The organism is Achromobacter mucicolens, assembly GCF_902859725.1.
GTDB lineage: Bacteria > Pseudomonadota > Gammaproteobacteria > Burkholderiales > Burkholderiaceae_B > Achromobacter > Achromobacter mucicolens.
Genome location: NZ_CADIJP010000009.1, coordinates 114341 through 128253 on the forward strand (window position 1 = coordinate 114341; position 13913 = coordinate 128253).

At 67.1% G+C, this 13913-nt stretch carries 14 protein-coding genes; 6 read left to right on the top strand and 8 right to left on the bottom strand.

The genetic code is table 11. The features are described from left to right. Nucleotides 1-95 precede the first annotated feature (95 nt). The 4 genes from HV786_RS13315 to gpmA form a co-directional block, all read right to left on the bottom strand. Nucleotides 96-854 carry a HesA/MoeB/ThiF family protein gene (locus tag HV786_RS13315; protein WP_128829518.1) on the bottom strand — a complete coding sequence of 253 codons (759 nt, stop codon included), beginning with the start codon at nucleotides 852-854 and terminating at the stop codon, nucleotides 96-98. Continuing rightward, nucleotides 851-2296: a S41 family peptidase gene (locus HV786_RS13320; RefSeq protein ID WP_063952146.1), complete on the bottom strand. Its 1446-nt coding sequence runs from the start codon at nucleotides 2294-2296 to the stop codon at nucleotides 851-853. The genes HV786_RS13315 and HV786_RS13320 overlap by 4 nt, the downstream gene beginning before the upstream one ends. A 136-nt stretch (nucleotides 2297-2432) precedes the next feature. Further along, entirely contained in the window at nucleotides 2433-4034 is a 1602-nt protein-coding gene (locus tag HV786_RS13325) for a murein hydrolase activator EnvC family protein (RefSeq protein ID WP_175211056.1), read from the bottom strand. A 7-nt stretch (nucleotides 4035-4041) separates the two neighbouring features. Continuing rightward, nucleotides 4042-4794: a 2,3-diphosphoglycerate-dependent phosphoglycerate mutase gene (gpmA, locus tag HV786_RS13330; RefSeq protein WP_056319742.1), complete on the bottom strand. Its 753-nt coding sequence runs from the start codon at nucleotides 4792-4794 to the stop codon at nucleotides 4042-4044. Nucleotides 4795-5008: 214 nt separating this feature from the next. Here gpmA and HV786_RS13335 point away from each other — a divergent pair, with 214 nt between their 5' ends. The 5 genes from HV786_RS13335 (at nucleotide 5009) to HV786_RS13355 (ending at nucleotide 8458) form a co-directional block, all read left to right on the top strand. Further along, nucleotides 5009-5431 (top strand): rhodanese-like domain-containing protein, encoded by a 423-nt coding sequence (locus HV786_RS13335; RefSeq protein WP_056319739.1) that lies wholly within the window; start codon nucleotides 5009-5011, stop codon nucleotides 5429-5431. 52 nt (nucleotides 5432-5483) lie between these two features. Next, nucleotides 5484-5741, top strand: a complete 258-nt coding sequence (grxC, locus tag HV786_RS13340; RefSeq protein WP_056319736.1) for a glutaredoxin 3 — start codon at nucleotides 5484-5486, stop codon at nucleotides 5739-5741. A 37-nt stretch (nucleotides 5742-5778) separates the two neighbouring features. Continuing rightward, nucleotides 5779-6315 carry a protein-export chaperone SecB gene (gene secB, locus HV786_RS13345; RefSeq protein WP_056319734.1) on the top strand — a complete coding sequence of 179 codons (537 nt, stop codon included), beginning with the start codon at nucleotides 5779-5781 and terminating at the stop codon, nucleotides 6313-6315. A 17-nt stretch (nucleotides 6316-6332) separates the two neighbouring features. Continuing rightward, nucleotides 6333-7400 carry an NAD(P)H-dependent glycerol-3-phosphate dehydrogenase gene (locus HV786_RS13350; RefSeq protein ID WP_175211058.1) on the top strand — a complete coding sequence of 356 codons (1068 nt, stop codon included), beginning with the start codon at nucleotides 6333-6335 and terminating at the stop codon, nucleotides 7398-7400. Nucleotides 7401-7465: 65 nt separating this feature from the next. After that, entirely contained in the window at nucleotides 7466-8458 is a 993-nt protein-coding gene (locus HV786_RS13355; protein WP_056319730.1) for a Bug family tripartite tricarboxylate transporter substrate binding protein, read from the top strand. A gap of 22 nt (nucleotides 8459-8480) precedes the next feature. Here HV786_RS13355 and HV786_RS13360 read toward each other — a convergent pair whose 3' ends face one another. After that, nucleotides 8481-8951, bottom strand: a complete 471-nt coding sequence (locus HV786_RS13360; RefSeq protein ID WP_128829520.1) for a tRNA (cytidine(34)-2'-O)-methyltransferase — start codon at nucleotides 8949-8951, stop codon at nucleotides 8481-8483. Between the two features lie 134 nt (nucleotides 8952-9085). Then, the gene (locus HV786_RS13365) at nucleotides 9086-9820 is read right to left on the bottom strand and encodes a ComF family protein (RefSeq protein ID WP_420809640.1); all 735 of its coding nucleotides are present in this window, start codon (nucleotides 9818-9820) and stop codon (nucleotides 9086-9088) included. A gap of 90 nt (nucleotides 9821-9910) precedes the next feature. On the opposite strand from HV786_RS13365, the gene HV786_RS13370 reads away from it, so the two are divergent. Next, nucleotides 9911-10846, top strand: coding sequence for a methyltransferase domain-containing protein (locus HV786_RS13370; protein ID WP_175211060.1), 936 nt, complete (start codon nucleotides 9911-9913; stop codon nucleotides 10844-10846). Between the two features lie 25 nt (nucleotides 10847-10871). On the opposite strand, the gene HV786_RS13375 is transcribed toward HV786_RS13370, so the two are convergent. Continuing rightward, nucleotides 10872-12110 carry a YbdK family carboxylate-amine ligase gene (locus HV786_RS13375; protein WP_175211062.1) on the bottom strand — a complete coding sequence of 413 codons (1239 nt, stop codon included), beginning with the start codon at nucleotides 12108-12110 and terminating at the stop codon, nucleotides 10872-10874. 327 nt (nucleotides 12111-12437) lie between these two features. Further along, nucleotides 12438-13907, bottom strand: coding sequence for a TrkH family potassium uptake protein (locus HV786_RS13380; RefSeq protein ID WP_128829521.1), 1470 nt, complete (start codon nucleotides 13905-13907; stop codon nucleotides 12438-12440). Nucleotides 13908-13913 lie beyond the last annotated feature (6 nt).

Genomic DNA, 13913 nt, shown 5'->3' on the forward strand with positions numbered 1-13913 from the left:
TCCATGACCATCTACCCGAATTCAGTAGGCTGGCTGGCGTTATAGCAGGTATTTGAAACCTTTAGTATTGTCCTTGGGTGCAATACGGGCAGTCTTTACCCGTGCCCGCGGTGCCCGCAAACCGTGCATTCCGGGTCGCGCTGCACGTTGACGCTGCGCCATTGCATGGTGCGCACGTCCAGCCAGAGCAGTCGTCCGGACAGGCTTTCGCCCACCCCGGACAGCAGCTTCAGGGCTTCGGCGGCCTGCATGCTGCCGATGATGCCGACCACCGGCGCGAACACGCCCATGGTGGCGCAGTTGGCTTCCTCGACGTCGTCGGCTTCGGGAAACAGGCAGTGATAGCACGGTGCGTTGTCGTCGCGCAGGTCGTAGACGCTGACCTGGCCGTCAAAGCGGATCGCGGCGCCGGAAACCAGCGGCTTGCGATGCTGCACGCAGGCGCGATTGATGGCGTGACGGGTGGTGAAGTTGTCGGTGCAGTCCAGCACCAGGTCCGCCTGCGCGACCGCGTCGGACAGGGCCTGGTCTTTCAAGCGCTCGACCCGGGCATGGACGCGGGTCTGCGGATTGAAGGCGCCCAGCATGTCGCGGCCGGACTCGGCCTTGGGACGGCCGACACTGGCGGTGGTGTGCAGGATCTGGCGTTGCAGGTTGCTCAGTTCGACGACGTCGTCGTCGGCCAGCGTGATGTCGCCCACGCCAGCGGTGGCCAGGTAGAGCGCGGCGGGCGAACCCAATCCGCCCGCCCCCACGATGAGCACACGCGCCGCCAGCAGTTTTTCCTGCCCTTCGATCCCGAGTTCGTCCAGCAGGATGTGGCGGGCGTAGCGCAGCAGTTGCTCGTCGTTCATTTGTCCTTGCTGGGCTCGACTCCGGTCGGCGTGATCTTCATGCGCTGGGGCGTCCCGCCGCCGGCCTTGGCGTCAGCCTTGGCCTGGGCGCGGGCCGAGCCCTTCTGCACCGGCTTGCCGGCCAGCAGGTTCAGCGCCTGCTGAAGCTGGAAGTCGTCCTTGCCGCCGAATTCAAACACCTTGGCCGGCAGTTCCACGTTGTCCTGGTCGGCGCTGGACTTGATCTCGTTGGTGGTCTGCTGGTTCGACAGGTGGCGTTGCAGGTCGGCTTCGCGCGGCAGGCGGAACAGGTCGCCGTCGGCCGTATCGGCAACGACGTAGTCCGGTTCGATGCCGGTCGCCTGGATGGAGCGGCCGCTGGGCGTGAAGTAACGCGACGTGGTGAGCTTGACCGCGGTGGATTCGGACAACGGCAGGATCACCTGCACCGAGCCCTTGCCGAACGTGCGGTTGCCCAGCACCTTGGCACGCTTGTGGTCCTGCAGCGCGCCGGCCACGATTTCGGATGCCGAGGCCGAGCCCACGTTCACCAGCACCACCATCGGCACCGTCTTGGTCCAGGCCGGCAGGCCGGACAGGTAGTTGCTTTCGCCGCGAGCGTATTCCGACGGCGTGGCCAGGTACTTGTGGCGGGCGTCCGGGGTGCGGCCGTCCGTGGACACGATGAGCGCATCGGGCGGCAGGAACGCGCCGGACACGCCGATGGCGCTGGTCAACAGGCCACCCGGGTCATTGCGCAGATCCAGCACGAGGCCCTTGGGCGGTTCCTTCGCGCCCAGCTCCTTGAGCTGGCGGGCGAGATCGGCGCCGGTCTTTTCCTGGAACTGGGCGACGCGCACGTAGGCGATGCCGTTGTCCAGCATCTTGCTGCGCACGCTGCGCACCTTGATGATGTCGCGCACGATCTTCAAGACGATCGGCTGCGGCCGGTCGGCGCGCATGATCGTCAGGGTGATGGGCGACTTGGGCGCGCCGCGCATGAGCTTGACCGCGTCGTTCAGGGTCATGCCCTTGGTGGGCGTGTCGTCGATCTTGATGATGAGGTCGCCAGCCATGACGCCCGCGCGGGCGGCGGGCGTGTCTTCGATGGGCGAGATGACCTTCACGAAGCCGTCTTCGGCGCCGACCTCGATGCCCAGGCCGCCGAACTCGCCTTGCGTCGCGGTCTGCATCTCGCGGAACGCGTCGGCATCCAGGTAGGCGGAGTGGGGATCCAGGTTCGACACCATGCCGGAGATGGCATTGTCGATCAGGGTCTTGTCGTCGACGGCCTCGACGTAGTTGTTCTTGATGGCGGCAAACACATTGCTCAGTTGCCTGAGCTCGTCCAGAGGCAGGGGGCTGCCGCGCTGGGCGACCGCAGTCACGCCAACACTGAGCAACACGCCAGCCACCGCACCGATGGCAATCAGACCGAAACCGCGAAACTTACGAGTGCCCATGCACACTTCCCGAATTTTGTTTTCGCCGATGGGTTTGGTAATTTACCAACGGTATTTTTCCAACGACATTCATTTACCGACAGCATCTGCGCCGATCGCATCCCAGCAAACCGGTGCACGACCAGCCGACCTACATCTACTGCGCCAGCCATTGGGCCGGGTCCACTGGAGCGCCACGATGGCGAATTTCAAAGTATAGGCCGGATTCCACTTGGCCGCCGGTCGCGCCGACGGTTGCAATAGTATCGCCGCCAGCCACCGGATCGCCCACCCGTTTGAGCAGGCTCTGGTTGTAAGCATAGACGGTCAGGTACTGCTGGCCATGATCCACAATGATCAGGTTGCCAAAGCCGCGCAGCCAATCGGCGTAAACCACAGTACCGGGGGCCACCACCTTGACGGGCGTCCCTTCTGGCGCGCGCAGCACCACACCCCGCCATACGCCCCCGTCCGGGCGATCCACCCCGAACCTGCCCTGCACCTGTCCGCGCACCGGCATGGCCAGCCCATGCCGCAGGCCGTTGCCGCCGCCCACGGGCGGGGCCTTGGCGGCCTGCTGGGCCGATGCATTGCGCGTTGGAGTGGCGGGTTCGTCAATCGGTTCCGTCTTTTTGGGCGGTTCGGCAGGCTTTGTTTGCGCCGGCGTATCGGCAGGGCCGCCAATGCGGGTCTGGCGCTGCTCGGCGGGACGCAATCCGGCGGCATCCGGGTCGGCCACGGCCACCGGGCCCCGATTCTGGCGGGCGGCCGCCTCGACCTGTTCGCGCGCCTGGGCGGCCTCGCGGGCTTCGTTGTCGCGGCGGGCGCCGTCCTCGGCGACCTTGCGGTCGGCCTCGGCCTTGCGGCGGGCGTCCTGCGCACGGCGTTCGGCTTCGGCGCGCTTCCTGGCTTCTTCAGCCACGCGGCGGGCTTCCTCGGCCGCACGCCGCGCCTCCTCGGCCCGGCGGACTTCCTCGGCGCGCTTGCGCGCCTCTTCCGCCTTGCGCGCTTCCTCGATCTGCTTGGCAATCGCCGCGTCCAGATCGGTGATGAGCCGCGACAGGCGCTGATCGTCACGCCCGAGCTTGTTGGCCTCGGCGCGCTGGGCGGCGATCTGCCCTTCCAGCTGGGCCAGCAGGCTGGCGCGCTCTTTTTGCTGCGCGACCAGCGCGGTTTTCTGTTCGGAGGTCTCGGCGACCCCTTTTTCGATTTCGGCGCGGCGTTCATCCGCGCGGGCTTGCAACGCCGCCAGGCGGTCGATGTCGGCCCGCAAGGCCTTCACGGCGTCGGCCCGGGCGCGGGACACGTAGTCCAGATAGCCCAGATTGCGGCCCAGCACCTGGGGATCGTCGCCGGAGAGCAGCGCCGTCCAGGGCGACAGGCCGCTGGTGTATTGGGTGCGCAGCTGGTCGGCCAGCTCGACGCGGCGCTTGGCCAGCACGGCCTCCTGCGCGGTGATCTGCTTTTCCAGCGACGCGAGATCGGCCGTCGCCTTGCGGTTGGCCTCGGCCAGTTCCTTCAGGCGCAGGTTGATCCGGGAAATGGACGATTCCGACTGCTTGAGCGCGTCGGCCGCCTCTTTGCGGGCGGCCTCGCGGTCGTCGATTTCCTTTTGCAGGCTCTCGATGCGGTCGCGCAAGGCGGCCTGCTGTTTCTCGGCATCGGACTGACGCCCGGCAAGGTCGCTGGGCGCGGCGCGCGCAGGCAGCGTCCCACTGGCCAACATGACCGCCAACAACAACCCCGCCGTGCGACGCATAGAGATATCAGTCCTTCTTGGCCTTGCCCTGGGCTGCAACCGCAGCCATGGCCGCCTCGATCTCGGCGGCATCGCCCAGATAATAGTGGCGGATCGGGCGCAGGTCATCATCCAGTTCATAGACGAGCGGCTGGCCGGTCGGGATGTTCAGGTTGACGATGTCGTCGTCCGACACGTTGTCCAGATGCTTGATCAGGGCGCGCAGGCTGTTGCCGTGGGCCGCGATCAGCACCTTGCGGCCGGAACGGATGGCCGGGGCGATCGATTCGTTCCAGAACGGCAGCACGCGGGCCACGGTGTCCTTCAGGCACTCGGTGGCGGGCAGCTGGTCGGCCGGAATCTTGGCGTAGCGGCTGTCGAAACGCGGGTGGCGTTCGTCGTCCAGGGACAACGGTTCCGGGGCGATGGCGTAGGCGCGGCGCCAGATCAGCACCTGCTCGTCGCCGTACTTGGCGGCCGTTTCGGACTTGTTCAGGCCTTGCAGGGCGCCGTAATGGCGCTCGTTCAGGCGCCAGTTCACACCGACCGGGGTGTACATGGCGTCCATGGCGTCCAGCGCGATCCACAGGGTGCGAATGGCGCGCTTGAGCACGGAGGTGTAGGCCAGGTCAAAGGCGAAGCCTTCCTTCTTGAGCAGTTCGCCCGCCTTGCGGGCCTGTTCGCGGCCCGTGTCGGTCAGGTCGACGTCGGTCCAGCCGGTGAAACGGTTTTCCAGATTCCACTGGCTTTCACCGTGGCGCATCAGTACGAGTTTGTGCATGGTTTGGGGCGCCCGCAGCGCGGGTTAAAGTTGGAGGATGGTTAAGGAATGGGCTCATTTTATAATTGAGTGATTTTGCCCGTGATTCTGCCCCGGCGCACCGCGTCCATGTCCTGGACGCGATGCATCAGGGTTCGCCCCTACCCGGCTGGCCGGCGGACTTGCCGACGTGCAAGCCGGCGTAGCGCCAGCCGACGTACTACAGGAAGCCTTCGTGGACCTTTTGCAATTCTTGCTCGATAAAAACAACATTTTCATTGTCGCCGTCGCCGTGGTGTCCGGCGTGATGCTGATCATTCCGGCCCTGCGCAAGGGCCGTACCGGATCCGCCATCAGCACGAATGAAGCCATCCAGATGGTCAACCAGCGCAATGCCGTGTGGGTCGACGTACGCCCTGCCGAGCAATTCCAGGCCGGCCACATTGCCCAGGCACGAAACGTGCCGGCAGCCGACATCGAGCAGAAGGCCAGCTCGCTGCCCAAGAACAAGCCGCTCGTGGTGGTTTGCGACAATGGCCGCGATTCGGCCCGCGCCGCCGCCAAGCTGCGCGCTCAGGGCTTTACCGACGTCGTGCCGCTGGAAGGCGGCATGCGCGCCTGGTCCGCCGCCAGCCTGCCGGTCACCCAGAAGGGTTGAAGCGGGCGGACTCGCCCCCATCTACCTATCCTTGTACCCACAGGAGCGCCCAATGAACAAAGTCGTCATGTACAGCAAGGACTATTGCCCTTATTGCGCCCGCGCCAAGTCGCTGCTCGAGCAGCGCGGCGTGACCGACCTGGAAATCATCCAGATCGACCGGGAACCGTCCCAGCGCGATGTCATGATCGAACGCACTGGCCGGCGCACCGTCCCGCAGATCTTCATCGGCGATACCCATGTCGGCGGTTGCGACGACCTGATGGCCCTGGACCGCTCGGGTGGACTCACCCCCTTGCTGAACGGCTAATCGCCCCTTTTTGCCTCTCCCACCAACGGAAACACTCATGGCTGATCAAGACCAAAACTCCCAGCAAGAAGGCGGCAACGACGCGCCCTCGTTCAATCTGCAGCGCGTCTACCTGAAAGACCTCTCGCTGGAAATGCCTAACGCGCCGCACGTGTTCCTGGAGCAGGAAGCGCCCCAGGTCGAGGTGAGCATCACCGTGGGCGGTCAGCGCCTGGCCGAAACCGTGTTCGAAACCACGGTCACCGTCACCGTCACCACGCGCATCAACGACAAGGTCGTGTACCTGGTCGAAGGCACGCAAGCCGGCATCTTCGAAGCGGCCAACATCCCCGAAGAACAGCTTGATCCGCTGCTGGGCATTGTCTGCCCCACGATGCTCTACCCGTACCTGCGCGCCAACATCGCCGACGCGATCACCCGCACCTCGATGCCCCCGCTGCACCTGACCGAAGTCAACTTCCAGGCCCTGTACGAACAGCGCATCGCCGAACTGCAACAGCAGCAGGCTGGCGCCGCCAATGGTAGCGGCGGCGACTCGGGCATCATCCTGCCCCCCGGCGCGACCCGCCAGTAAGCACCCCGCGGCGCCCCATGAACCAACCCGCCGAGCCGCGCCTGCGCGTCGCCGTCCTGGGTGCGGGCAGTTGGGGCACCGCGCTGGCGGCGGCCGCCAGCCGCCGCCACCCCACCCAGCTCTGGGCGCGCGAAGCCGCGCAAGCGGCCGCCATGGCCGCCACCCACGAAAATGCCCGCTATCTGGCGGGCATTTCCCTGCCCAAGACGCTGCAGTTTTCCGCCGATCTGGACGCCACGCTGCGCACCTTGCAGGACGACGCCGCGCGCCCCCTGATCGTGCTGGGCGTGCCCGTCGCGGGTCTCATGTCCATCTGCGAGGCGCTGTCGCAACGGCTGCCCTCGCTGGGCCTGCAGGACACCCCCATCGTCTGGACGTGCAAGGGCTTTGAAGCCGACACGGCCAGGCTGCCCCACGAAATCATGCGCGAGGCCCTGCCCGGCGCAACGGGCGGCGCCTTGTCAGGCCCCTCGTTCGCCCGAGAAGTCGCGCAAGGCCTGCCCGTCGCGCTGACGGTCGCCAGCAGCAGCCCCGCGCTGCGCGAGGTCACGACCGCGGCGTTCCATGGCGCGGCGCTGCGGGTGTACGCCAGCACCGACCTGGTCGGCGTCGAGGTGGGCGGCGCGCTAAAGAACGTGATCGCGGTTGCCTGCGGCATCTGCGACGGCCTTGCGCTGGGCACCAATGCCCGCGCAGCCCTGATTACCCGCGGTCTGGCCGAGATGACCCGTTTTGGCGTCGCGCTGGGCGCGCAGGCCGAAACCTTCGCCGGGCTGACCGGCCTGGGCGATCTGGTGCTGACCGCCACGGGCGAGCTATCGCGCAACCGGCGCGTGGGCCTGGAGATCGGCGCCGGCCGCAAGCTGGCCGACATCCTGGCCAGCGGCATCACCGCCGAGGGCGTGCGCTGCGCCCGCGCCGCGCTGGAACGCGCCCGCGCCATCAATGTCGAATTGCCCATTACCGAAGCCGTGTGCGCCGTGCTGTTCGAAGGCGTGGCGCCCATGACGGCCGTCTCGGCCCTGCTGGCGCGGGACGCCCGTTACGAAGGGTCCGGCTCCGGCGAGGCCTTCGGCGCCGCCTAGACCGCGCCTCTGTCCATTCCGCTCCGACAACAACACACGACACCCACCCCGAGGAGACATCCTTCATGACGCAAACCCGCAAGTTCCGGGTCGGCCCGCTGCTGCGTGGCCTTTGCCTGAGCCTGGCCGCCATTGTGCCCTTTGCCGCCCATGCCGACTGGCCTGAGCGCCCGATCCACATGGTGGTGCCCTTCCCGCCGGGCTCGTCTCCCGACATCCTGGCGCGCACGATTTCCGAGCCGCTTTCCCAGGCCCTGGGTCAGCCCATCGTCATCGACAACAAGCCGGGCGCGGGCGGCAACATCGGCACGCGCATGGTGGCGCAGGCCAAGCCCGATGGTTACACGCTGCTCTACACGATCAACGGCCCGCTGGTCACCGCCCCCACCCTGTACAAGAAGACGCTGGGCTACGACCCCCTGACCGATCTGGAGCCGGTGTCGCTGGTGGGCACCAGCCCCAACGTGCTGGTGGTGCCGGGCAGCCTGAAGGTCGACAACGTCCAGGACTTCGTCAAGCTGGTCAAGGGCCGCGGCAATTCGCTGAACTACGGGTCGGTCGGCCCGGGCAGCTCGGCCCACCTGGCCATGGAGATGTTCAAGGAGAGCGCGGGCGTGGACCTGGCGCACATCCCGTATTCCGGCTTTCCCCAGGTCATCACCGCCATCATCGGCGGCGACGTGCAGGCCGGTTTCATGGTGCCGGCGATCGCCGTGCCGCAGGCTCGCGACGGCAAGGTCAAGCTGCTGGCCGTGACCAGCCTGCAGCCCAGCGACGCCCTGCCCGGCGTGCCGACCATGGCCTCGCAAGGCTATCCGGATTTCGAGGCCATCTCGTGGAATGCGATCCTGGCGCCGGCCGGCACGCCCACGCCGATCGTCGAACGGCTCAATAGCGAACTGGCGCGCATCATCAATAGCGATGCCGTGCGCAAGCAGCTCGCGCTGCAATACTTCACGCCCGCCCCGTCCACCCCGGAAGCCCTGACCGCCCGCATCAAGAATGAAAAGGCGCGTTGGGACCAGGTGATCGACAAGCTCAAGCTGTCGCTGGACTGAGCTTCCCGGCCGAAGGGCGGCGCTATGCGCCGCCTTCGTAACCCTGCTGGCGCCAGGCTTCGAACACCGTAACCGCCACGGCATTCGACAGGTTCAGGCTGCGCTGGCCGGTGCGCATCGGCAGCCGCAGCCGCTGCTGCGGCGGAAACATCGCCTGGTGCTCGTCGGACAGGCCAGCGCTTTCGCGGCCAAACACGAACACATCCCCCGGCTTGAAACTGACATCGGCCACGCTGCGCTGCGCGTGCGTGGTCAGCGCATAGATGCTGGAGGCGACCGCGCCGGTATCTTCCAGCGCCTCCCGCAGCGTGTCGTGCACGCGCACGGGTTGCCACTCGTGATAGTCCAACCCGGCCCGCCGCATGCGGGCGTCATCCAGTTCAAACCCCAACGGCCGCACCAGATGCAGCTGCGCGCCGGTATTGGCGCACAGGCGAATGGCGTTGCCCGTGTTGGGCGGGATCTCCGGGCAGACAAGAATGACGTGGAACATGGCGCAGGGAAGATGAAAAGGCGTGCGGCCGGAAGCGGCCGCAGGCGTGATTGTCGCCGATTTGCCAGGATGGGCCGGCGCGCGGCAGGCCATTCTGGCGGCCGGGCCTGGACGCCGGCCGATGCAATCCGGCGTCATGGCGTGCGCGCGGCCACCAGCACCGTGACGCTGGCCGCGCCCGCCGCCATCAGGGCCTGCGCTGCGGCCCCAGCGGTGCTGCCAGTGGTCATCACGTCGTCCACCACCGCCACATGCCGACCAAGAACGGTGCCGGTGCAGGTAAAAAGACCCACGGCCCCGCGCTGCCTGGCGCGCCGGTCCAGCGTGGCCTGGCGGGGCGTCTCGCGCCGCCGCGCCAGAACAAGGCGCGGCGCGGGCAGCGACAGTTCCGCGGCCAGGCTGCGCGCGATCTCGGCCGCCGGATTCATTCCGCGCTGGCGCAGCGAAGCGCGGCTGGCCGGGATGGGGACCAGGACCAGATCGGCAGGCCAGGCTCCCGCGCCCGGACTGGCTGCCCCGTCCGCCGCCTGCAGCGCCTGCGCCATCAGCCGCGCCAGCACCGGCGCCATGCTGAGCCGCAACTGCGTCTTGAGCATCAGGATCAGCGAGTCGCCGGGCGGCGCGTAGTCAAAGGCCGCGACGGTCCGGCTGAATGTGCGCGGCGCCGCGAGGCAGGCCGCGCAATGCTGCCCGCCGCCTTTCAGGCGAAGCGCGCACTGCGGGCATCTGGCCGATGCGCCCGGCGGCCCCGCCAGGATGTCGGCCTGGCAGCCGGCGCACAGCCGCGCCCCCGCGACCCGTGCGCCGCATAAGGGGCAATCGCCGCCCACGCGCGACAGCAGCCGTCGCCCCATGCCCAGTAGGGGCAATCGGAGCCTGCGGCCGGGATGCGCAATAATGTGTGCCATCCCAGATCAAACCATGCTCCGCCCCCGGGCGATCCCGCGGGCGCGACCGAAATGTCCCTGCCAGAATCCGCAACGCCCCCCTCCCTGCCCCTCGTCAGCGCCGACGTGCCGCGCCAGTTCGCGCGCCGCGGCGACCTGGCTGACGCCCAATTCCTTTACGGCGAGGTGGCGCGCCGCATGCTCGGCCGCCTGCAGTACATCCGCGTGCAGCCGCAAGCCTTGCTGGACGCCGGCTGCGGCGCCGGCGACAACCTGCCGCTGCTGCGCGAGCGCTACCCGGATGCCGCCTATACGGGCCTGGACAACTGTGAACCGCTGCTCAGCCAAGCACGCAAGCGCCACGCGCCGGGCGGCCTGTCGGCCTGGATCGGCAAGCTGGCGCGCCGCGGCCCCGCCGCCCCCGCGTTCGTCAACGCGGATCTGGCCAATACGGGCCTGCCCCCTGAATCGCTGGAATTGGTGTGGTCAAACATGGCCATGCACTGGCACCGCGAACCGCACGCCGTGCTGGCCGAGTGGCGCCGCATCCTGAAAGTGGGTGGCCTGGCGATGTTCTCCTGTCTGGGCCCGGCCACCCTGCGCGAACTGCGCCAGGCAGTGGCGGACGCGGGCCTGCGCACCGCCACGCCGTCCTTCGTGGACATGCACGACTTCGGCGACCTGCTGGTGGAGAATGGCTTCGCGGATCCGGTCATGGACCAGGAAATCCTGACCCTGACCTATCGCAGTCCGGAAAAGCTGCTGCAGGACGTGCGCGCGCTGGGCGGAAACCCGGCGGAAGGCCGCCGCGGCGGGCTGGTGGGACGGGACTGGCGCGACCGCCTGTGCGCCGCGCTGGAAGCGCAGCGCAATGCCGATGGTCTGATCGTGCTGAGCATCGAGGTGGCGTACGGCCACGCCTGGCGCGCCGCCGCGCATCGGACCGTGGCGGGAGAAACCCGCCTGTCGGTCAGCGCGATCGGCGGCCGGCACCGCGGGGCCCCCTAACACGAGGGCCCCGCGGCTGGCACTTCTAGTGCAGCCGTTCGGGCACGATGACGCCGGGCTCGGAAGCGGCCAGGCTCTGCATGGGCTCGGACGTCGCCCGGATCCGGCGGCGCAGCACCGCCGTGGGCTCCGCGGGCGGCGCGACGGGAGCCGCCGTGCCGCGCCAGGCATTGGACATGGCCTCCACCACCAGCGGCAGGTCGCGCAGGCGGTGATACTGGCTGCGCAGCCAGCGGGCATCGTTGCCAGCGCGCATGGCATCGTCGCGCAGGGCGGCGATCATGTCGCCCGTGCCCAGTTCCTCGGCCACCGGCATCAGGCGCTGAAACAGCGCGCGCAGATGGTCGATCAGGCGCACGCGCTGCCCTTCCGGCGTCACGTAGCTGCCTTGCAGGCCAAACCGGCAGGCCTGGAAATGATTGCTGCGGTAGGACAGCCACGCGTTGTCGCTGGGATCTTCCTCGCGCATCAGCAGCACTGCCAGCGCCTGGGCAAACGCCGCCACCTGGCAGGCGCGCTCCACGGTCAGCGGCGTGTCGCAAACACGGATTTCGACCGTGCCGTACTCGGGCTTGGGGCGAATATCCCAGTACAGGTCCTTGATGCTTTCGGCCAGGCCGAAGGCGCGCAGTTGCGACAGATGGGCTTCGAACTGGTACCAGTCCTTGACCTCGGCGGGCATATGCCCGGCCAGCGGGAAGCTGTTGACCGCGTTCAGGCGCGAGCACGAGAACAGGGTATCCACCCCCTCGCAGTAGGGCGAAGAGGCCGACAGCGCGATGAAATGCGGCACGTAGGGCGACAGGCGGCGCAGAAGCTTGATCGAATCGTCGCCGCTCTTCACGCCCAGATGGATGTGCTGGCCGAAAACCGTAAATTGACGCGCCAGGTAACCGTACATTTCGGCCAGGTACTGGAAGCGCGGGGTATCCGAGATGGAGCGTTCCTGCCAGCGCATGAAGGGATGGGCGCCGCCGCCCGCCACCGACACGCCCACCGCGTCGGCCGCTTCAACCAGGGCGTCGCGCATCTCGCGCATTTCGGCCAGAAGGCCCATGGGGTGCTCGTGCACCGAGGAGTTCAGTTCGATCATGGACCGCGTGATTTCGGGTTTGACGCGGTCGGCAATAGGATGGTTGGCCATCTGGGCCAACAGTTCGTCAGAGGCTGCAGCAAGGTCAAAACTGCGGGGGTCGATCAGTTGCAGCTCGAGTTCGATGCCCAGGGTGTTGGGGGCCGACGAAATGAACGGGATTTGTTCCATCTCGGACTCCTTTGAATGTTTGATGAGGGTATGCGCCGTTCGACCTTGAAGCCCGGCAACTTCCCGGGGGGCGCTAGACGGCGGCTTGTGAACGCATGATAGCCGCAGCTTTGTGGCAAAACGATTGAAAATCGTGACATTTGTGTGCAACATCGCGAATCATCCGGTTTTGCCCTCTGAAGAAAAGTAAGCAAGCGCTCACAGCATAGGATTGGCGCGGGTCGCCACCGCGCCAGGCGCCGAAAGCCAGTATTGACGGGGATTCTGAGAGGGGGTGGGATAACCCTGATTAGGGTTATCCCTTACTAAATTGACGCCGGACGGCGGCTATTTGCGCCAGAAGATTGGCGTGAACAGGACCAGCACGGTCAAGAGCTCCAGGCGGCCGATCAGCATGGCGAAGGTGCAGACCCAGATCTGGAAGTCCGACAGCACGGCGAACGAGCCCATCGGACCCACGGGCCCCAGCCCCGGCCCCGTGTTGTTCACGCTGGCAAACACCGCCGAGAACGCCGTGATGGGGTCCAGGCCCGAGAGCAGCAGCAGGCTGGTGAACACGGCGATCGACAGGCCGTAGAACAGCATGAAGGCCAGCACGGACGACATGGTCCGGGTCTCCACCGCCCTGCCGTTGATCCGGACCGGACTGACGGCATGCGGGTGCAGCATCGTCACCAGCTCGTTGCGGGCCTGCTTGATCAGCAGGATGGCGCGGATCATCTTGATCCCGCCCCCCGTCGACCCCGCCGATGTCGCAAAACCCGACAGCAGCAGCATCGTCAGCGGCGCAAACAGCGGCCACTGCGCGAAGTCCGTGTTGGCATAGCCCGTGGTGGTGGCCATGGAGATGGTGTTGAACATCCCGTAGCGCAGCGCCTCCAGGGGATCCGTGTAGACGTCCTTGATGAACAGGTACACCGAGATGATCACGCCCACTCCCAGCACCACGACCAGGTACGGGATGGCCTCCGGGCAGCGCCAATAGGCGCGCGGGCTGCGCTGGCGGAAGGCGTTGAAGTGCGTCGCGAAGTTGATCCCGGCGATCAGCATGAACACCATCGCCACCATTTCGACCGCCACGGAGTCAAAGTGCGCGAAGCCGTCGTCCCAGGTGGAAAAGCCCCCCAGCCCCATGGTGGTGGCCATGTGGCACCAGGCCTCGAACCAGGACAGCCCGGCCAGCCGGTACGCCAGGAAACAGAGAATCGAAAACACGAAGTACACCGCGTACAGCGCCTTGGCCGTGCTGGCGATGCGCGGGGTCAGCCGCTCGTCCTTCATCGGACCCGGGGTTTCCGCCCGGACCACCTGGTGGCCGCCCACCCCCAGCAGGGGAAGAATGGCGACGGCCAGCACCAGGATGCCCATGCCGCCGATCCAGATCAGCGTGGCGCGCCACAGGTTGATCGACGGCGGCAAGGTGTCCAGATTGGTCAGGACCGTGGCGCCCGTCGTGGTCAGCCCGGACATCGCCTCGAAATAGGCCCCGGTGAAGGACAAGGGCAGCCCCGCGCCATGGAAATACAGCAAGAGCGGAATGGCCGCCAGCAAGGGCAGGCCCGCCCACACGGCCGACACCAGCACGAAGCCGTCGCGCGCCCGCAATTCACTGCGGTTGCGCCGGGTCAGCGCGGCCAGGCCGCCGCCAATGCCCACCGAAATGAGAAACCCGTTCCGGAACGCGTCACGCGCCCCGTCCGCCCCCACATAGGCGATGAACAGCGGGATCAGCATGGTGAGGGCGAACATCACCATGGTGAGGCCCAGGATGTACAGGGTGGCCAGAACGCGCTTCATGAAGGC

What these genes read in the sequence shown, in the direction of transcription:
- HV786_RS13315 (WP_128829518.1), bottom strand. Translation starts at nt 854, where the DNA reads ATGAACGACGAGCAACTGCTGCGCTACGCCCGCCACATCCTGCTGGAC.
- HV786_RS13320 (WP_063952146.1), bottom strand. Translation starts at nt 2,296, where the DNA reads ATGGGCACTCGTAAGTTTCGCGGTTTCGGTCTGATTGCCATCGGTGCG.
- HV786_RS13325 (WP_175211056.1), bottom strand. Translation starts at nt 4,034, where the DNA reads ATGCGTCGCACGGCGGGGTTGTTGTTGGCGGTCATGTTGGCCAGTGGG.
- gpmA (WP_056319742.1), bottom strand. Translation starts at nt 4,794, where the DNA reads ATGCACAAACTCGTACTGATGCGCCACGGTGAAAGCCAGTGGAATCTG.
- grxC (WP_056319736.1), top strand. Translation starts at nt 5,484, where the DNA reads ATGAACAAAGTCGTCATGTACAGCAAGGACTATTGCCCTTATTGCGCC.
- secB (WP_056319734.1), top strand. Translation starts at nt 5,779, where the DNA reads ATGGCTGATCAAGACCAAAACTCCCAGCAAGAAGGCGGCAACGACGCG.
- HV786_RS13350 (WP_175211058.1), top strand. Translation starts at nt 6,333, where the DNA reads ATGAACCAACCCGCCGAGCCGCGCCTGCGCGTCGCCGTCCTGGGTGCG.
- HV786_RS13355 (WP_056319730.1), top strand. Translation starts at nt 7,466, where the DNA reads ATGACGCAAACCCGCAAGTTCCGGGTCGGCCCGCTGCTGCGTGGCCTT.
- HV786_RS13360 (WP_128829520.1), bottom strand. Translation starts at nt 8,951, where the DNA reads ATGTTCCACGTCATTCTTGTCTGCCCGGAGATCCCGCCCAACACGGGC.
- HV786_RS13370 (WP_175211060.1), top strand. Translation starts at nt 9,911, where the DNA reads ATGTCCCTGCCAGAATCCGCAACGCCCCCCTCCCTGCCCCTCGTCAGC.
- HV786_RS13375 (WP_175211062.1), bottom strand. Translation starts at nt 12,110, where the DNA reads ATGGAACAAATCCCGTTCATTTCGTCGGCCCCCAACACCCTGGGCATC.
- HV786_RS13380 (WP_128829521.1), bottom strand. Translation starts at nt 13,907, where the DNA reads ATGAAGCGCGTTCTGGCCACCCTGTACATCCTGGGCCTCACCATGGTG.